This is a genomic window from Actinomyces sp. ICM47, assembly GCF_000278725.1.
In the GTDB taxonomy this organism is placed as follows: Bacteria; Actinomycetota; Actinomycetes; order Actinomycetales; family Actinomycetaceae; genus Pauljensenia.
Genome location: NZ_ALCA01000024.1, coordinates 20,745 through 36,677 on the forward strand (window position 1 = coordinate 20,745; position 15,933 = coordinate 36,677).

Annotated in this window: 14 protein-coding genes, 1 tRNA gene and 2 pseudogenes; 2 read left to right on the top strand and 15 right to left on the bottom strand. The window is 64.7% G+C overall.

Annotated elements, in window-relative coordinates; all coding sequences use genetic code 11:
- Positions 1-21 precede the first annotated feature (21 nt).
- The 4 genes from HMPREF1136_RS01455 to HMPREF1136_RS11345 form a co-directional block, all read right to left on the bottom strand.
- Positions 22-1,905: an AMP-dependent synthetase/ligase gene (locus HMPREF1136_RS01455; protein WP_009647529.1), complete on the bottom strand. Its 1,884-nt coding sequence runs from the start codon at positions 1,903-1,905 to the stop codon at positions 22-24.
- Positions 1,906-2,148: 243 nt separating this feature from the next.
- Positions 2,149-2,499 (bottom strand): type II toxin-antitoxin system RelE/ParE family toxin, encoded by a 351-nt coding sequence (locus HMPREF1136_RS01460; RefSeq protein WP_083836189.1) that lies wholly within the window; start codon positions 2,497-2,499, stop codon positions 2,149-2,151.
- Positions 2,496-2,792 (bottom strand): type II toxin-antitoxin system Phd/YefM family antitoxin, encoded by a 297-nt coding sequence (locus HMPREF1136_RS01465; protein ID WP_009647539.1) that lies wholly within the window; start codon positions 2,790-2,792, stop codon positions 2,496-2,498. Before HMPREF1136_RS01465 ends, HMPREF1136_RS01460 begins: the two co-directional genes overlap by 4 nt.
- A gap of 133 nt (positions 2,793-2,925) precedes the next feature.
- Entirely contained in the window at positions 2,926-3,054 is a 129-nt protein-coding gene (locus tag HMPREF1136_RS11345; protein ID WP_009647523.1) for a hypothetical protein, read from the bottom strand.
- Positions 3,055-3,244: 190 nt separating this feature from the next.
- On the opposite strand from HMPREF1136_RS11345, the pseudogene HMPREF1136_RS01475 reads away from it, so the two are divergent.
- Positions 3,245-3,918, top strand: a pseudogene (locus tag HMPREF1136_RS01475) (transposase family protein); the annotation flags it as partial.
- A gap of 182 nt (positions 3,919-4,100) precedes the next feature.
- Here the strand turns inward: HMPREF1136_RS01475 and HMPREF1136_RS11455 are convergent.
- From HMPREF1136_RS11455 to leuC, 11 genes and pseudogenes are all read right to left on the bottom strand, one after another.
- Positions 4,101-4,382 (bottom strand): annotated as a pseudogene (locus tag HMPREF1136_RS11455) (Abi family protein); the annotation flags it as partial.
- Positions 4,383-4,827: 445 nt separating this feature from the next.
- The gene (locus HMPREF1136_RS01485; RefSeq protein ID WP_009647532.1) at positions 4,828-5,886 is read right to left on the bottom strand and encodes an NAD(P)-dependent alcohol dehydrogenase; all 1,059 of its coding nucleotides are present in this window, start codon (positions 5,884-5,886) and stop codon (positions 4,828-4,830) included.
- Between the two features lie 80 nt (positions 5,887-5,966).
- Positions 5,967-6,042, bottom strand: a tRNA-His gene (locus tag HMPREF1136_RS01490).
- A gap of 91 nt (positions 6,043-6,133) precedes the next feature.
- On the bottom strand, positions 6,134-7,051 hold the full coding sequence (locus HMPREF1136_RS01495) for an ATP-grasp domain-containing protein (RefSeq protein ID WP_009647528.1): 918 nt from the start codon (positions 7,049-7,051) through the stop codon (positions 6,134-6,136).
- Between the two features lie 91 nt (positions 7,052-7,142).
- Positions 7,143-8,279, bottom strand: a complete 1,137-nt coding sequence (locus HMPREF1136_RS01500; RefSeq protein ID WP_009647545.1) for a D-alanine--D-alanine ligase family protein — start codon at positions 8,277-8,279, stop codon at positions 7,143-7,145.
- 50 nt (positions 8,280-8,329) lie between these two features.
- Entirely contained in the window at positions 8,330-9,349 is a 1,020-nt protein-coding gene (locus HMPREF1136_RS01505) for an NAD(P)H-dependent glycerol-3-phosphate dehydrogenase (protein WP_009647519.1), read from the bottom strand.
- Positions 9,350-9,647: 298 nt separating this feature from the next.
- On the bottom strand, positions 9,648-10,424 hold the full coding sequence (locus tag HMPREF1136_RS01510; RefSeq protein WP_009647524.1) for a lysophospholipid acyltransferase family protein: 777 nt from the start codon (positions 10,422-10,424) through the stop codon (positions 9,648-9,650).
- Between the two features lie 112 nt (positions 10,425-10,536).
- On the bottom strand, positions 10,537-11,505 hold the full coding sequence (locus tag HMPREF1136_RS01515; RefSeq protein WP_009647530.1) for a diacylglycerol/lipid kinase family protein: 969 nt from the start codon (positions 11,503-11,505) through the stop codon (positions 10,537-10,539).
- A gap of 4 nt (positions 11,506-11,509) precedes the next feature.
- Positions 11,510-12,835 (bottom strand): UDP-N-acetylglucosamine 1-carboxyvinyltransferase, encoded by a 1,326-nt coding sequence (gene murA / locus HMPREF1136_RS01520; protein WP_009647515.1) that lies wholly within the window; start codon positions 12,833-12,835, stop codon positions 11,510-11,512.
- Between the two features lie 70 nt (positions 12,836-12,905).
- Positions 12,906-13,538, bottom strand: a complete 633-nt coding sequence (gene leuD / locus HMPREF1136_RS01525) for a 3-isopropylmalate dehydratase small subunit (RefSeq protein ID WP_009647534.1) — start codon at positions 13,536-13,538, stop codon at positions 12,906-12,908.
- A gap of 74 nt (positions 13,539-13,612) precedes the next feature.
- Positions 13,613-15,013: a 3-isopropylmalate dehydratase large subunit gene (gene leuC, locus HMPREF1136_RS01530; protein WP_034504389.1), complete on the bottom strand. Its 1,401-nt coding sequence runs from the start codon at positions 15,011-15,013 to the stop codon at positions 13,613-13,615.
- A gap of 172 nt (positions 15,014-15,185) precedes the next feature.
- Here leuC and HMPREF1136_RS01535 point away from each other — a divergent pair, with 172 nt between their 5' ends.
- Positions 15,186-15,923 carry an IclR family transcriptional regulator gene (locus HMPREF1136_RS01535; RefSeq protein ID WP_009647526.1) on the top strand — a complete coding sequence of 246 codons (738 nt, stop codon included), beginning with the start codon at positions 15,186-15,188 and terminating at the stop codon, positions 15,921-15,923.
- Positions 15,924-15,933: the final 10 nt, after the last annotated feature.

Here is a 15,933-nt window from a genome sequence, read left to right on the forward strand (position 1 = left end):
TGCGCGCAGATCGCGCGTACGTCAGTTCTGCACGGGGCCGCCGTAGATCTCGTCGATGACGGATGCCAGGCGGCGCGTGGCTTCCAGGCGCTTGACCTTCAGGGAGGGCGTGAGCAGGCCGTTGGCCTCCGTGAAGTCGGTGGTCAGGACCTTGATCTTACGGATCGACTCGGCGCGCGAAACATGCTCGTTCGCCGAGGCCACCGCTTTCTCCAGGGAGGCCAGGACCTCGACGTTCGTGGCCGCCTCGGCCACGCTCATCGGGGGCAGCGAGTGGGCGGCGAGCCAATCGGGGAGCATCTCCGCGTCCAGCGTGATGAGCGCGGCGACGAACGGCCTCTGATCGCCCACGACCAGGACCTGGGAGATGAGCGGGTGGGAGCGCATCGTGTTTTCGAGGGCGGCCGGGGCGACGTTCTTGCCGCCCGCCGTCACGATGATCTCCTTCGCGCGGCCCGTGATGGACACGTAGCCGTCGCGGTCCAGGCTCCCCAGGTCGCCCGTGCGGAACCAGCCGTCCTCCGTGAAGCACGCGGCCGTTGCCTCGGGGTCGTTGTGGTAGCGCTGGAAGACGCTGGGGCCCTTCAGAAGGATCTCGCCCTCGTCGCTGATCTTGAAGGACATGGGCGGCAGGGCTGGGCCCACGGTGCCGATCTTGGACAGGCGGGGCGTGTTGACGGAGACCGGGCCGACCGTCTCGGTCAGGCCGTAGCCCTCCAGGACGGGGATGCCGACGCCGCGGTAGAAGTGGGCGAGCCAGGTGGCCAGGGGAGCGCCGCCCGACACGATGTAGTCCGCGTTGCCGCCCACCAGGCGGATGATCTGCTGGTAGACGAGCCTGTCGGCCAGCATGTGCTGGGCTTCAAGGGACACCGAGGGGCCCTCTTCCGTATCGAGGGCCTGGGAGTAAGCAATCGCGACCTTCGCTGCCCACCGGAAGATCTTCTGCTTCGGGCCGCGCGCCTTCGTGTCCGCCGAGTTGTAGATCTTCTCCAGAACGCGCGGGACGACGAGGAGGTAGCTCGGCTTAAAGGATGCGAGGTCGGGCAGGAGGTTCTTGATGTTGGGCGCGTGGCCGAGCACGCCGTTGCCGCTGATCTGGAAGACCTGCAGGAAACGCGCGAACACGTGGGCGAGGGGCAGGAAGAGGAGCAGGCGCGAGTTCTTGCCTGCCGCGATCTCAGGCATCCACACGTGGGCGTTGACGCACAGGTTCGTGAAGTTCTCGTGGGAGAGCACCGTGCCCTTGGGTGTGCCCGTCGTGCCCGATGTGTAGACGATGGTTGCGATGTCGGCCGTCGTGAGCTTATCGGCGCGGGCAGCGACGCGGTCACGCGGGACAGTCGCGCCCTCTGCGATGAGGGTCTCGATGGCCTCGGAGTCCAGGGAGAGGACGTGCGTGTTGTCCCGGTTCTCACGTTCGGCGGCTGCGCGCACGATTTCGGCCATGGACACGGTCTCGGTGACGATCAGGTTGACGTCCGCGTCGACCAGGATGTGGGCGACCTGGTCGATGGAGCTGGTCTCGTAGATGGGGACCGGCACCAGGGCGGCCGCCCAGCACGCGAAGTCGAGGAGCGTCCACTCATAGCGGGTGCGGCTCATGATCGCGACCCGGTCGCCCGGTTCGAGGCCGCGCGCGATGAGGCCAGCGGCCACGGACTGCACCTCGTCGTAGAAGTCGCGGGCGCTGATCGAGCGCCACGTGTCGCCGATGCCGACCTTGCGCAGGATGAGCGGGCGGGTCGCGCCGCGCTGCACGCGTTCTTTGAGCAGGTGGGGGATCGTCGTGTGTTCGTCGATGCGCACCATGACGGGCGCGTGCCATTCGAGGGCTTCTGTGGTCGTCTGCGCCCGCGTCGTCTCGTCGTCGTTGGACGAGGCCGGGGTTTCCTTCGTGGTCATGCGTGCTCCCTGGAGGCTCGAGTGAGCGCCACCGGGCGAGGCCTGAGTGGCGCAATGATACTGGCCCTATCCTACGCGCCGCTAGGGTGGGGGAGAAATGCCGCGATCAGAGCTGGAGGGCTGTTCGTACGGGAGTTTGTCGGCGGAACCTGGAAGCTCGATACTGAGGCGGCGGAAGCACAACGTGCACTCGCGGGCTAGGTTGTCCGCCCTTTGTGTGGCGCTCTCCCGGATGTCTGGCCGTCAGTTACGACGCTGGTAGGACTTGAGTGCCTGCGCTAGTGCTTCTTCTAGCGTGAGCCGGGACTGACGTGTGGAGAGAAGCGAGAGGATGACGACGCTGTCGTCGGTCACGAGGAAGCCGATCAGGAGGTTGTTGCGGAAACCGATGATGCGCATTCCCGGGTGATGCAGTGAGAAGGCTTGGCCGCGTAGTGGGAAGTCGGGAAGCTGCTCAATGTAATCCGTCAGCGCCCGCACGTAGTTGCGGGCCGTAACTTCAGAACCGCTGACTGATGCCATAGATTGCAGGAGGTGTCTGAACTGTTGCCGGGCTTGGCTGGTCACGACTAGGCGAAAGCGTTGCCCGGTCATTTCAGCCCCAGGTCAGCGCGGATGTCGTCGAGCGTGTAGACATCGTCCGGGTTCTCCTCGTAATCACGAACAGCCTGAGCGAGGTCCTCTCGCAGCCAGTGGTCCAGTTCGTCTCGTGTCTGTCGGTCGCGACGTTCCTCAAGGGCCTCCATTGCCTCCTCATAGAAGGCGGGAGAGACCAGGACCGCGCGGGTCTGCGCGCCGCGCGAGCGCAGCTCGACGGGCTCAACCTGGGCGGCAGCGATGTAGCGGGCCTGGTTCTGTCGAAACTCGGAAAGCGTTGCGGTTGACATGTACCAATTGTACAAGTTGTTGCGATCGTGTGTGTGAGTTTGTGGTGGAGCACTCGGGGGCCATCGCCATGTGCTTACGCGTGGCAGAAAACGCGATGATGTACGTCCCGTGGTGAGTGAACGTGTGTTTGTTTCACGCGATGCGCCGCAGCTCGAGTTCCGGGTAGGTGAGTCCCACTGACACTGGCACGTCCACCATCCGCGAGCGGTTGTCGTCGTCGGGGATGGTCGCGAGAAACTCGTCGAGCGTCTTGATTGCCACAGTGATCACTCTGACGACCCCCTTGCTCATTTGCGGCATGGGTTGTTAGGCGTGGAAGCGGGAGAATTGCTTATGTGGTTCTTCCGAGTTGAGTGTGGGTGACCGGGTGTTGGTCGGGGGTTGCGGGTAGAGGTCGAGGTCCTTGATGATGAGCGGACTTCTACCCCCGCTGTCTTCAAGGACCTCGACAATGTCTCACCCTACCTGCTGCTGCTCTGCGTCGCTTGATCGTTGTGATCGGTGTGATCTGCTCGTCGGTTTGGAGGGCTTCCATCTGATGAGCGTAACTCGCACCTCACAGGCTCTGGTGCTCGATGTTGAGTCGTGCAACCAGCTGGTTGGCTGCCCTGGGTGTGGGGTGATCGCTCAAGGCCACGGGCGCGTGGTGGTGGAGGTGATCGACGCGCCCTGGGCCGGGGTCCCGGCGCGGATCCGGTGGCACAAGCGCCGATGGATATGCCGCGAACACACCTGCCAGATCGCGACCTTCATCGAGCAGAACCACTCGGTGTGTGCTCCCAGGGCGCGTTTGGGTGTGCGGGCGATCCGCTGGGCGATCCGACAGCTGCGCTTCGAAGGGGCCACTATCGCTGGCCTGGCCCGACAACTGGCAACCACGTGGAACACCGTGTGGTCCCACATCAAGCCGTGCCTGCAAGCCGCATCTGATGACCCCGCCCGCTTCGCAGGCGTGCAGGTGCTGGGGGTTGACGAGCATGTGTGGCACCACCAGGACCGACGCCGACGAGGGCCCACGTGAACTCACCGGCATCGCGGACCTGACACGCGGGAAGGAACATCCCACGGCTCGCTTGAGTAGACCTGATCCCAGGAAGATCTGGCACCGCGTACAAGAACTGGCTGGGGGCCTGTCAATTTTTCTGTGTATGGGGGTTAGAGGTACTCAGTGACTCTGCCATATCTTCGACAACTCCCGACTCTCCGGAAGCGGTGATCATACGCGACAGGCACCCAAAGCTCAGAACCTCAACTGCGACCCATATCGGCATCCTGTCATAGGCCGCGGGCAGGTACGTTGCGCCTTCCTAGATGTCGTCGCGGTAGTGCACAATGAAGGCATCCGTACTGCGATTAAGGTCGGATAGAATCCGCTCATCGACATGTGCGATTTTTTCGGTTGGCGGACGAGTGAAGCCAACGCCCCGAGCAAAAGTTCCAACGGATCCAACATGGGTCCCGTAGTAGTAGGCGAACCGCGTTCGTAGGACGATTTCATACGCGGCCAATAGATCTTGACAGGCAGTGGTGAGTGCACGCTCCACCACATACAGTTGATAAGTCCGACTAAAACTGGTGCCCGGAATGAAGTTGTTATCACCATACTCTGGGCCCTTCTGCCATTAACGGAAGTACCCCGAGAGCCTGTAGTAGCTGACACAAGACAAAACCTGAACAGCAGTGCACTCATCCTCGATACACATACCACGCCCCGCGAGCAGTTCCAGCTGCTCATCGAAACTGAGCCAATCTTTCTGCATCGACAGCATCCTCGCTGATAAAAATGGCCCCGGCCATTTGTGCATGTGTGCAGTAATAATTTTACTACACCAGAGGCCTGGCCGGGGGTCTGTCAAGATGATAGAATACACGACGCAGCCAGAGAACACAACTAGCATCCACAGTATCTGAAATGATCTCAAACACTCAATATTCGGCTTAGTGTCGAAGCGTTAGCTGCGAGTAGCATCGTTCACCCAGAGAATCGGAAAGCCTCGGGCCAAGTGGCTCGGGGCTTCCGCGTCCCCCTCACGCTCACGCGGTCTGGGGGAACGTGGAGGTGTCGATGACGTAGCGGTAGCGCACGCGCGAATCCACGATGTTGTCGTAGGCCTCCGTGATGTCCTCACCTGTGATCATCTCAACCTGCGGGATGACACCGTGCTCAGCACAGAAGTCCAGCATCTCCTGAGTTTCGGCGATGCCGCCGATCTGGGAGCCAGCGAAAGACTTGCCGCCGTTCACGAAGGCGCGCAGCGGCAGCGAGACGGGCTCGGTGGGCAAGCCCACATCAACGAAGACGCCGTAGGGACGCAGGGCCGCCATGTATCCGGCGTAGTCGAGGCCGTCGGCAGACACGGTGCACAGGATGAGATCGAAGGAGCCTCGCAGCGATTCGAGAGTCCCCTCCTCGCTGGTCGCGTAGAAGTGGTCAGCACCGAAGCGGCGTGCGTCGACTTCCTTGGAACGTCCATGAGAGATGACGGACACGTCTGCGCCCATGGCCTTGGCGATCTGCACGCCCACGTGTCCGAGGCCTCCCAGGCCCAGGATGGCCACGCGCGAACCGGGACCCACGTTGTAATGCTTCAGCGGCGAGTAGGTGGTGATACCAGCGCACAGGAGAGGGGCACAGGCCGCAAAATCCAGCTCGGACGGGATATGCAGCGCAAAGTCGGCACGCACTGTGAAGCCCCGCGAGTATCCTCCTGTCGTCGGGTTACCCTCGGCGTCGGCGCGGTAGGTCCACAGAGTTCCAGGCGTCGAGGTGCACCACTGCTCGTAGCCGGACTCGCACATCTCGCAAGTGCCGCACGAGCCGACCAAGCAGCCCACGCCCACGCGGTCCCCCACCTTGAAGGTCGTCACGCCGGGGCCGACCTTGGCGACGGTTCCGACGAACTCATGGCCGGGCACAAGCGGGTAAGCGACGGGACCCCACTCGCCGCGGGCGGAATGGATGTCAGAGTGGCAAATGCCCGCGTAGGCGACATCGAAGTAGATCTCACCCTCGCCCGGCTCACGAATGTCGATCTGCAGGGGATGGAACTGGGTGGTGGCATCGTCGCAACCGTAGGCGATTACGCTGGGCATCACAACTCCTTTGTCCAATCAATTCGGGATGACACAAGCATACTGCAACAAAAAGCCCCGACGCCGAAGCGCCGGGGCATTGGGGTGGCTGACGGGACTCGAACCCGCGACGTCCTGGACCACAACCAGGTGCTCTACCAACTGAACTACAGCCACCATCGCGTCGCCTTGAAGGCAACGGGTAGAGCTTAGCACTACCCAGACGAGCTTGAAAACTCGAGAGACACCTTCACGGCGGTGGCGTGCATCACCAATGGGCGCGCGAGGAGATCGCGTCAGCGAAATTGCCTAGGGCACCCGGCGTCGAGCCGAGGTAGAGGTCTGCGTCCACGAGGGAGACCTCCATAACCAGGAAGGATCCCTTACCGTCGGGAACCAGGTCCACGCGGTTGAAGAGGAACAGCTCGTCGTGACCCAGGCGGGCTCGCACGTAGTCGTGCAGGACGCGGCGGATCTGCTCACCCCATGTCCACGCGACGGAGTCGGCGGCCTCGGCGGTCACCACGGCCTCGTGCATCTCGGGGTTGGTGACGGAGGCGGGGTGCAGGGCCGAGCGCTTCTCAACGGCGTGGGAGACCAGGCCATTGAAAAACACGAGCGAAATCTCGCCATGCAGGTCGATTTCCTCAACGTAGCGCTGGAGCATGACGGAGCGCCCCTCGCCCAGCAAGCCCTGCACCTGGCGCATGGCGGCCTGACGCTGGCAGATGTCCACAGTCGTGTAGCGGCCGATATCACGCACGCCGGAAGACACGGCAGGCTTGACGACGAACTCGCCGAAGGCCGGGAAGCGCGTGTGGATCTGGTGCTTGGTGAGCTTCTGGGAGGGTTCAAGCCAGTTCGTCGGAATCGTCGGCAGCCCCATCGCCGCGAGTTCCTTCAGGTAGTGCTTGTCTGTGTTCCAGTTGAGCACGTCCTTCGAGTTCTGCACGCGTTGCAGCTGGCGCGTCCACTCCAGGAAGGCGGGACGATCCTGCGCGTAGTCGGAGACAGAGCGGACGACGACCATGCCAGCATCGGCCCAGTCAACGTCGGGATCATTCCAGACCTTGATCTGCGGGTCGCATCCGCGCGACGCCAGTTCGTCAAGCAGTCCTTCTTCGCCGGGGAAGAGATTGGGCAGTGCCTGACATGTCACCAGCGTGACTTTAGGCTTGGTCGTCATGTGGGTCCTTTAGGGTCGGGATTGTGAGAATGGACGAGGTCGGGGCGCGGCCGCGGGACACGCGCAGATGCGGGTCACCGCGGCCGTTCCCTCAGCGCAGCCCCAGGGGGCGCTGCGACGCTTCGGTGAGCAGTTCGCTGAGCAGGTCCGGGTAGGACATACCGGCGGCCGCCCACATCTGCGGGTACATCGAAATGGGAGTGAATCCGGGCAGCGTGTTCACTTCGTTGATGATGACGGTGTCGGTGTCCTCGTTGAGGAAGAAGTCGACGCGGGCCAGGCCTTCACATTCGAGGGCATCGAAGGCACGCCACGCGGTCTCACGAATGCGCTGAGCGTAGGCGGGAGGCACGTCGGCCGGGCAGGACAGACCGACGACGTCGTCCACGTACTTGTGTTCGTAGTCGTAGAACTCGCCTTCGGGCACAACGATCTCACCCAGCGGCGAGGTGCCGCTTTGCCAGTCGGGGCGCGAGCCGAGCACGCCGCACTCGACCTCGCGGCCGGTCACGGAGGCCTCGACGATGATACGCGGGTCGTGGTTTGCGGCTTCCTTGATGGCGACGGGCAGATCTTCGCGGCAGGTGACGCGCGAGATGCCGACGGAGGAGCCGGCGCGGCAGGGCTTGACGAAGACGGGGAAGCCGAGGCGCTCGATGCGGTCCATGCACGAGGCGGGGTCGCTCTCCCACTGGCGGGCGGTGATGCAAACCCAACGGCCAACGTCGATACCGGCGGCGGCGAGCACCGTCTTGGTCAGGTGCTTGTCCATGGAAATCGCCGAGGAGGTCACGCCGCATCCGACGTAGCGCACGTCGGCCATCTCGAAGAGGCCTTGGATCGTGCCGTCCTCACCGTAGGGGCCGTGCAGGAGCGGGAAGACGATATCGACGTGGCCGAGGTCTTCGACGCCCACGACGCGGGAGTCCTTATCCGAGGGGTCGCCGTCGTAGGTGAGTTCGACGAGGTTGCCCTCGCCCGGCGTGAGTGCCACGCGGGTAGAACCCGCTGTCACAGTCTGTCCCTTGCCGTCCTTGAATGCCCACGCCGACGGGTCGTCGGCGACGCGCACCCACTGGCCGTCCCGCGTGATACCCAGCGGGATCACGTCCCACTTGGTGCGGTCGATGGCCGTGAGGATGCCGGCAGCCGTGGCGCAAGAGATTTCGTGTTCGGAGGAGCGTCCGCCGAAAACGATGAGGACGCGAGGACGAGTTGGTGCAGTCATGGGTCCAAGCCTACCGCGCGTCAGGCTTTCCCCGCCCGCGCGTGCACCTTTTAGACCAGTTCGATCTTCCACCCATCCATCTTCTGCGGGCGTGCCAAGAGCATGCGGCCCATGTCTGCGATGGTCGCGCGTCCCTCGACAACTTCGACGACAGCGCTGGTGATCGGCATGTCAACGCCGACGGAGGCGGCGACCTGGAGGATCGGCCCCGCCGAAGCGACGCCTTCGACGACGCCCGGGGACAGGGCCATGGCCTCGTCCAGGCTCATGCCCGAGCCGAGCCGGTGACCCAGGGAGAAGTTACGCGACAGGCGCGAGGAGCAGGTCGCAACGAGGTCTCCGATACCGGACAGGCCCGCGAATGTCGCGGGGTCGGCCCCCAGGGCGGTACCTAGCCGGGTCATCTCGGCCAGGCCGCGTGTGATGAGGGTCGAACGCGTGTTGATGCCCAGACCCATGCCCTCAGCGGCACCAATGGCGACGGCGATGACGTTCTTCGTCGCACCCGCCATCTCGGTTCCCACCACGTCGGCTGAGACGTAGGGGCGGAAGTAGGAGTTGTGGCAGGTCCGCGCGATCTCCTTGGCCAGCTCGACATCGGTGGAGGCGACGACCGTCGCGGTGGGCTGGCGCTCAGCGATTTCGCGCGACAGGTTCGGGCCGGAGAGCACGGCGATGCGGCTGTGGGGCACACCCGAGGCGTCGGCGATGATCTCGTCGACGCGCTTGAGGGTGCCCAATTCGAGGCCCTTAGCCAGGGACAGCAGGGCCACGTCGGGCACGAAGGACGCGCGTGCGGCTTCCAGCGTCGCGCGCACAGCCTTGACGGGGACGGCAACGACGACCAGCGGTTTACCTGCCACCACCTCTGCGATATCCGTCGTGGCCGTAATACGCTCAGACAGCGTGATGCCCGGCAGATACGTCGGGTTTTCGCGACCGTTGATAAACGAAATCGTGTCGGTGTTGCGCCCCCACATGGTGACGTCCACGCCCGCATCCGCGAGCACCTGAGCGAATGTCGTACCCCACGCTCCCGTTCCCAGGACCGCTGCTGTTGTCATACTCATCGTGACCTCCCTGTCCAGCTCAGTCTACTAGGATGGGAAAACTGTCACACCCCATGGAGGGGCTTTGTCTCACCGTCGTGTCGTTCTCACCGCCGGGCACGCCGCCGCTATCCTCGCGCTCGCCGCCTGCGCGCCCGCGTCCCCGCAGGTGCAGGCGAGCACACGGCCCGCCCCGGCCTCGTCCGTTCAAGTCTCCTCCCCCACCCTCCAGTCGGGTGCAACCGGCGAGGCGAGCGATCCGGGCCTGGACGTGACAAAGCCGATCAACGCGGACACCTGGACGTCGTCGAACCCAGGACTAGCCCTTCTTCTTCGCGGCCTTCGCGGCCTTCTTGGCGGCCTTAGCCTGCTCTTCCTCCCACCAGGGGCCAGCCTGCGTGGCGGGGTCCCACACGGTGTCGGGCACGGGCAGTCCGCGCAGCTGGCCGACGCCCTCACGCACCGCCTGAAGGATGCGCTCCGTCGCCGCGTTGACCGCGTCGTGGTCCTCGGATCCGGCGGGGCCGATCAGGTCAGACAGGTCGACGGGCGCGCCGAAGTGATAGGAGATGCGCCGACCCGGGCGCATATCCATGCCCTTAGCGTTGTAGGGGGCCATGATGTCCTGCGGCCCCCACTGGGACAGGGGGATGACGGTAACGCCCGTGTCGAGGGCCAGGCGAGCGGCACCCGACTTGAACTCCATCGGCCACTGGTCCGGGTCGCGCGTAAGCGTTCCCTCAGGGTAGATGCCGACGACCTCACCTGCCTCCAAGGCCTCGCGCGTGGGTGCCAGGACAGCCGAGGGATTCGAATCACGGTTGACAGGAATCAGGCCCATGCCCTTGATGATCCAGCCGAACACCGGGACGGAAAACATCGACTTCTTCGCCAGGAACCGCACCGCGGTGTTGCGCTTCATGAAATACCAGCACAGACACAGGGGATCGACGTTCGAGAGGTGGTTGGAAACCAACAGGAAACCACCCTCCGTGGGGAGGTTCTCCTCGCCGGTGACGGTGAACTTCACCCAGGGGGTCATGATGGGCGTCAGCACGCCCTTCGCGAAGGCGTAGAAGCCGGAAACTGCACTCATAGGCCCATTCTAGGGGGACCACTCCCCCACAGCGCAAAACCCGTGCTCTGTCTTACGCAGCAACCGAGCGCAGCTCACACGCACGGTGGGCGCGCCGCACGCGATGACAAGCTCAGACCAGGACGGAAACGACGCCGGGAGCCACGTCCACGGTGAAAGGAACCGACGCAACCCGATCCCCGTCCGCCATCGCGATCATGCCGGCGGGTGCCACGAAAGACACCATGCGCGCGGTCTCAACCTCGATGGCCGGGTGGTTCTTCGCCCGACCACCCACAACACGGGCCAAGATCGGCAGGGCACGCGCGACCGACATCGGACCCACGTGACACACCTCGAGGATGCCGTCGCTCATGTCCGACGACTCCACCAGCGTGATACCCCCACCAAAACGCCCCGAGTTCGACACGGAAGCAAGCCAGCCGCTCAGGTCACGTTCGCGGCCGTCCACCGTCGCAATGATCTCAGTGGGTTCGTGCGAGGCCAGGGCCGCGAAAGCGCCGTAGCCGTAGGCCAGCGGCCCCGACGTCAGCGACGACTCGTTCGCCAAAATGTTCGCGCGCGCGTCCAAACCCACCGACACGACGCCGAGCGCCAGGCGCACACCGTCGCGCGAGCGCACCCACATGCCATCCAGGGGGCGCACACGCTTCGCCAGCAAGTCCGCGCCATGACGGACCCGCCCAGCCACGGCCTCGTTCCCCGAGGGGGCGGACGCAAAGCCGAGACGAGCTAGATCCCGAGCACGCGCCAAGGGGTCGGTGCCGATACCGAGCGCGCGGCACAGATCGTTACCGCGCCCGCCCGGCATGGGCGCGAAGATGGCACTGGACTCGTGGCACCCGCGCGCGACCGCACTCAGGTAGCCGTCCCCGCCCAGGGCCGCCACGATCGTGTCGGCGGCTACCTGGCCGGCGAGAGCCGCCGGGTCGTCCCCGGGCGTCGTCAGGCGAACAGCGACCTCCCAGCCGCCGCTGCGCAAAATCCGCACGATGCGCGGGCCCAGGCGCACGCTGCGCCCGCCCGCCGACATCGACGAGACCAGCAACAGAATGCTGCGACGCACTCCCCGCCCGGCCATGTGCTCAGGCGTCCAGGTAGCGCACGCGCGCATCCAGCTTGTGGAGCTTGCGCGTGAAGTGCTCGTAGCCGCGCGAAATCACGTCGATACCGGACACGGTGGACGTGCCCGTCGCGGTCAGCGCGGCGATCAGGTGCGAGAATCCACCGCGCAGGTCCGGGACCACGATATCCGCGCTGTGCAGCGGGGTCGGACCCGAGATAACCGCCGAGTGATAGTAGTTCTTCTGGCCGAAGCGACAGGGCGTGCCGCCCAGGCACTCGCGGTAGACCTGAATGTTCGCGCCCATCTTGCGCAGCGCCTGGGTGAAGCCGAAGCGGTTCTCGTACACGGTCTCGTGAACGATGGACAGGCCCTCGGCCTGTGTGAGCGCCACCACCAGGGGTTGCTGCCAGTCGGTCATGAATCCAGGGTGCACGGCCGTCTCAAGCGCGATCGAGTGCAGCGGCTCACCCGGGTGGTAGAAGCGGATGCCATCGGCGTCAATATCGAAGGCACCGCCCACCTTGCGGAAGGTGTTGAGGAACGTCGTCATGTCGGGCTGATGGGCACCACGCACGTAGATGTCGCCGCGGGTGGCAAGGGCAGCCGCTCCCCACGAAGCCGCCTCAATGCGGTCCGGCAGGGCCGTGTGGCGGTAGCCGGTCAGCTTGGCCACGCCCTCGATTCGGATGGTGCGATCCGTGTCCACGGAGATGATCGCGCCCATCTTCTGCAGGACGTTGATCAGGTCAAGGATCTCAGGCTCGATGGCCGCGCCCTTCAGGGTCGTGATGCCCTCGTTGCGCACGGCCGTCAGCAGGGTCTGCTCGGTCGCGCCGACGGACGGGAAGGGCAGCTCGATGATCGCGCCGTGCAGGCCCGTGGAGGGTCGCTTGATGTGTACGCCGTCGGGCTGCTTATCAATGATTGCGCCGAACTTGCGCAGCGTATCGAGGTGGAAGTCGATGGGGCGACCGCCGATCGCGCATCCGCCCAGCTCGGGGATGAAGGCCTCGCCCAGCTGGTGCAGGAGCGGGCCGCAGAACAGGATCGGGATACGCGAGGCACCCGCGAGCGTATCGATATCCGAACGCGAGGCGATCTTAACGTTGGAGGTGTCCATACGCAGCGTGCCGCGGTCCTGATCAAAGTCGATTTCGACGCCGTGCAAGCTCAGCAGATTCGAGACGACATCGGTGTCGCGGATGAGCGGGACGTTGTAGAGCTCGGAGGGGGTGTCGGCCAGCAGCGACGCGACCATGGCCTTCGGCACGAAGTTCTTGGCACCGCGAACGGTGATCTCTCCGTGGAGGGGATGACCGCCTTCGACTTGCAGGATGGATGGCATGGGGGAACTCCTCAATATGACGTAACTGGCCCCTACTCTAGCTAGGTAGGGGCCAGTGTGCGCAGTGCGTTCAGTCGCGGGCGGACAAAACCTCTTGCTTTGGTAAGAATTTCGCCGGCAGCGTGCGCGGCTTGAAGGAGGGACGCGCGGCCTCGTAAGTCTCGATCTCCTTCTCGTGGCGCAGGGTGAGGGCGATGTCGTCCAACCCTTCCATGAGCGTCCAGCGCACGTAGTCGTCGATCTGGAAGGTGCCCGAGATCGCACCGGCGCGCCAGGTCTTGTCCTCCAAGGAGACGGTGACCTCGGTGCCGGGTTCGGCCTCGAGGAGCTTCCACAGGGACTCGCAGTCCTCCTGGGAGATGATGCCGGTCACCAGGCCCTGCTTACCGGAGTTGCCGCGGAAAATATCGGCGAACTTGGGGGCCAGGACGACGCGGAAGCCGTAGTCCTTGAGCGCCCACACGGCGTGTTCACGCGAGGAGCCGGTGCCGAAATCGGGTCCGGCGATGAGGACGGAGCCGTTCTTGTAAGCGTCCTGGTTGAGGACGAATTCGGGATCGTTCCTCCACGCGGCGAAGAGGGCATCCTCGAAGCCCGTGCGGGTCACGCGCTTCAAGTAAACGGCGGGGATGATCTGGTCGGTGTCGACGTTGGAGCGGCGCAGCGGGACGCCGACGCCGGTGTGGGTAATGAACTTTTCCATGGTGCGTCAGTCTTTTCTTCCGTGGGGGACGAGGCCGTGGCCCTCCCCCGTGATCGGGTGGCGGAGGGCGGGCCTCAGAGGTCGGCCGGGGAGGACAGGGTGCCTCGCACGGCGGTGGCAGCCGCGACGAGCGGGGACACCAGGTGCGTGCGGCTGCCCTTGCCCTGGCGGCCTTCGAAGTTTCGGTTGGACGTGGAGGCCGAGCGGTCTCCCGCGTTCATGGTGTCAGGGTTCATACCCAGGCACATGGAGCAGCCGGCGTTGCGCCATTCGGCACCGAAGTCCGTGAAGATCTTGTCGAGGCCCTCGGCCTCGGCCTGCAGGCGCACGCGGGCGGAGCCAGGCACGACCATGACGCGCACACCATCGGCCTTGTGGCGTCCCTTGACGACACTGGCGGCGGCGCGCAGGTCTTCGATGCGACCGTTCGTGCAGCTGCCGATGAAGACCGTGTTGACGGCGATCTCGCGCATCGGGGTGCCAGCCTTGAGATCCATGTACTCCAGGGCGCGCTCGGCGGCCGCGCGGGCGGTCTCATCGGTGAAGTCTTCCGGGCTGGGGACTGCGGCCGACAGCGGAACGCCCTGGCCGGGGTTGGTGCCCCAGGTGACGAAGGGCTCGATGTCAGCGGCCTCGAGGACGACCTCGGCGTCAAAAACGGCGTCCTCGTCGGAGGCCAGGGAGGACCAGTACTCAACGGCGCGATCCCAGTCTTCGCCCTCGGGGGCGTGGGGGCGGCCCTTGATGTAGTCGAAGGTCGTCTGGTCGGGGGCGATCATGCCGGCGCGGGCACCCGCCTCAATCGACATGTTGCAGATCGTCATGCGGCCCTCCATGGAGAGCTCGCGGATCGCCTGCCCACGGTATTCCAGGACGTAGCCCTGGCCGCCGCCGGTGCCGATCTTAGCGATGACAGCGAGGATGATGTCCTTCGCGGTCGAGCCTGCGGGCAGGGAGCCGTTGACCGTGATCGCCATGGTCTTGAAGGGGGCCATCGGCAGGGTCTGGGTCGCGAGCACGTGCTCGACCTGGCTGGTGCCGATACCGAAGGCCAGTGCGCCGAAGGCACCGTGCGTGGAGGTGTGGGAGTCGCCGCACACGATCGTCATGCCGGGCTGGGTGAGGCCCAGCTGGGGGCCGACGACGTGAACGATGCCCTGATCGGCGTCGCCCAGGGAGTGCAGGCGCACGCCGAACTCCTCGGCATTCTTGCGCAGCGTGTCGATCTGCGTGCGGCTCGTGATGTCTGCAATGGGCTGGTCAATGTTGACGGTCGGCGTGTTGTGATCCTCCGTCGCGATCGTCAGATCGGGGCGGCGAACCTTGCGTCCGGCCAGGCGCAAGCCCTCGAAGGCCTGGGGACTCGTGACCTCATGCACCAGGTGGAGGTCGATGTACAGCAGGTCGGGCGCGCCGTTCTCACCCTTGGAGACGATGTGGTCGCGCCACACCTTTTCGGCCATCGTTCCGCTCATTGTTCCTCCTCTGGTCTCCCTTTTGGAGACACTGTGTCAGTCATGCTTCGAACCCAATCGAAGCGCTTTGACCGCGTGTCAACCGCCCCGATCTCACGTCTCGGACACTCCTTTGACCTGTTTCACTATCCGGCAGTTTGCCATCTCAATTAATGAGATATTAAATAGTTGTATGGAAGAGCAAACATCCAGTGGCGTTGGCGTTCTCGATAAAGCTGCGCTGGTCCTCAGCGCTCTCGAAGCGGGTCCCGCAACCCTCGCACAACTTGTCACCAGTACCGGGCTCGCACGCCCGACTGCTCACCGTCTGGCTGTCGCCCTCGAATATCACCGCATGGTAGCCCGCGACATGCAGGGCCGATTCATTCTGGGACCCCGCCTACAGGAACTCTCCTCCGCGGCTGGCGAAGACCGCCTCCTCCAAGCCTCCATGCCGGTCCTCCAGGCCCTGCGCGATCACACCAAGGAATCCTCCCAGCTCTTCCGTCGCCAGGGCGACTACCGCGTGTGCGTCGCGGCCTCCGAACGCGAAATGGGCCTGCGTGACTCGATCCCCGTGGGTGCCACGCTCTCCATGAGCGCCGGATCTGCCGCCCAGGTACTGCTCGCCTGGGAAGAACCCGACCGCCTGCACCGAGGCCTGTACGGCGCTTCCTTCAACGCCACCATGCTCTCCGAGGTACGCCGACGCGGCTGGGCGCAGTCCGTGGGCGAGCGCGAACCCGGCGTCGCCTCTGTCTCCGCACCCGTACGCGGGCCGTCGGGTCGAGTCCTGGCGGCCCTGTCGATCTCCGGCCCCATCGAGCGCATGGGCCGCCAGCCGGGCCGCCAGCACGGCCCCTCCGTCATGGCCGCCGCCAACAGGCTCTCCGAGTTTCTCGCCACCGTCGAGGACGCCGCCGACCTCTGAGCGACAAAAG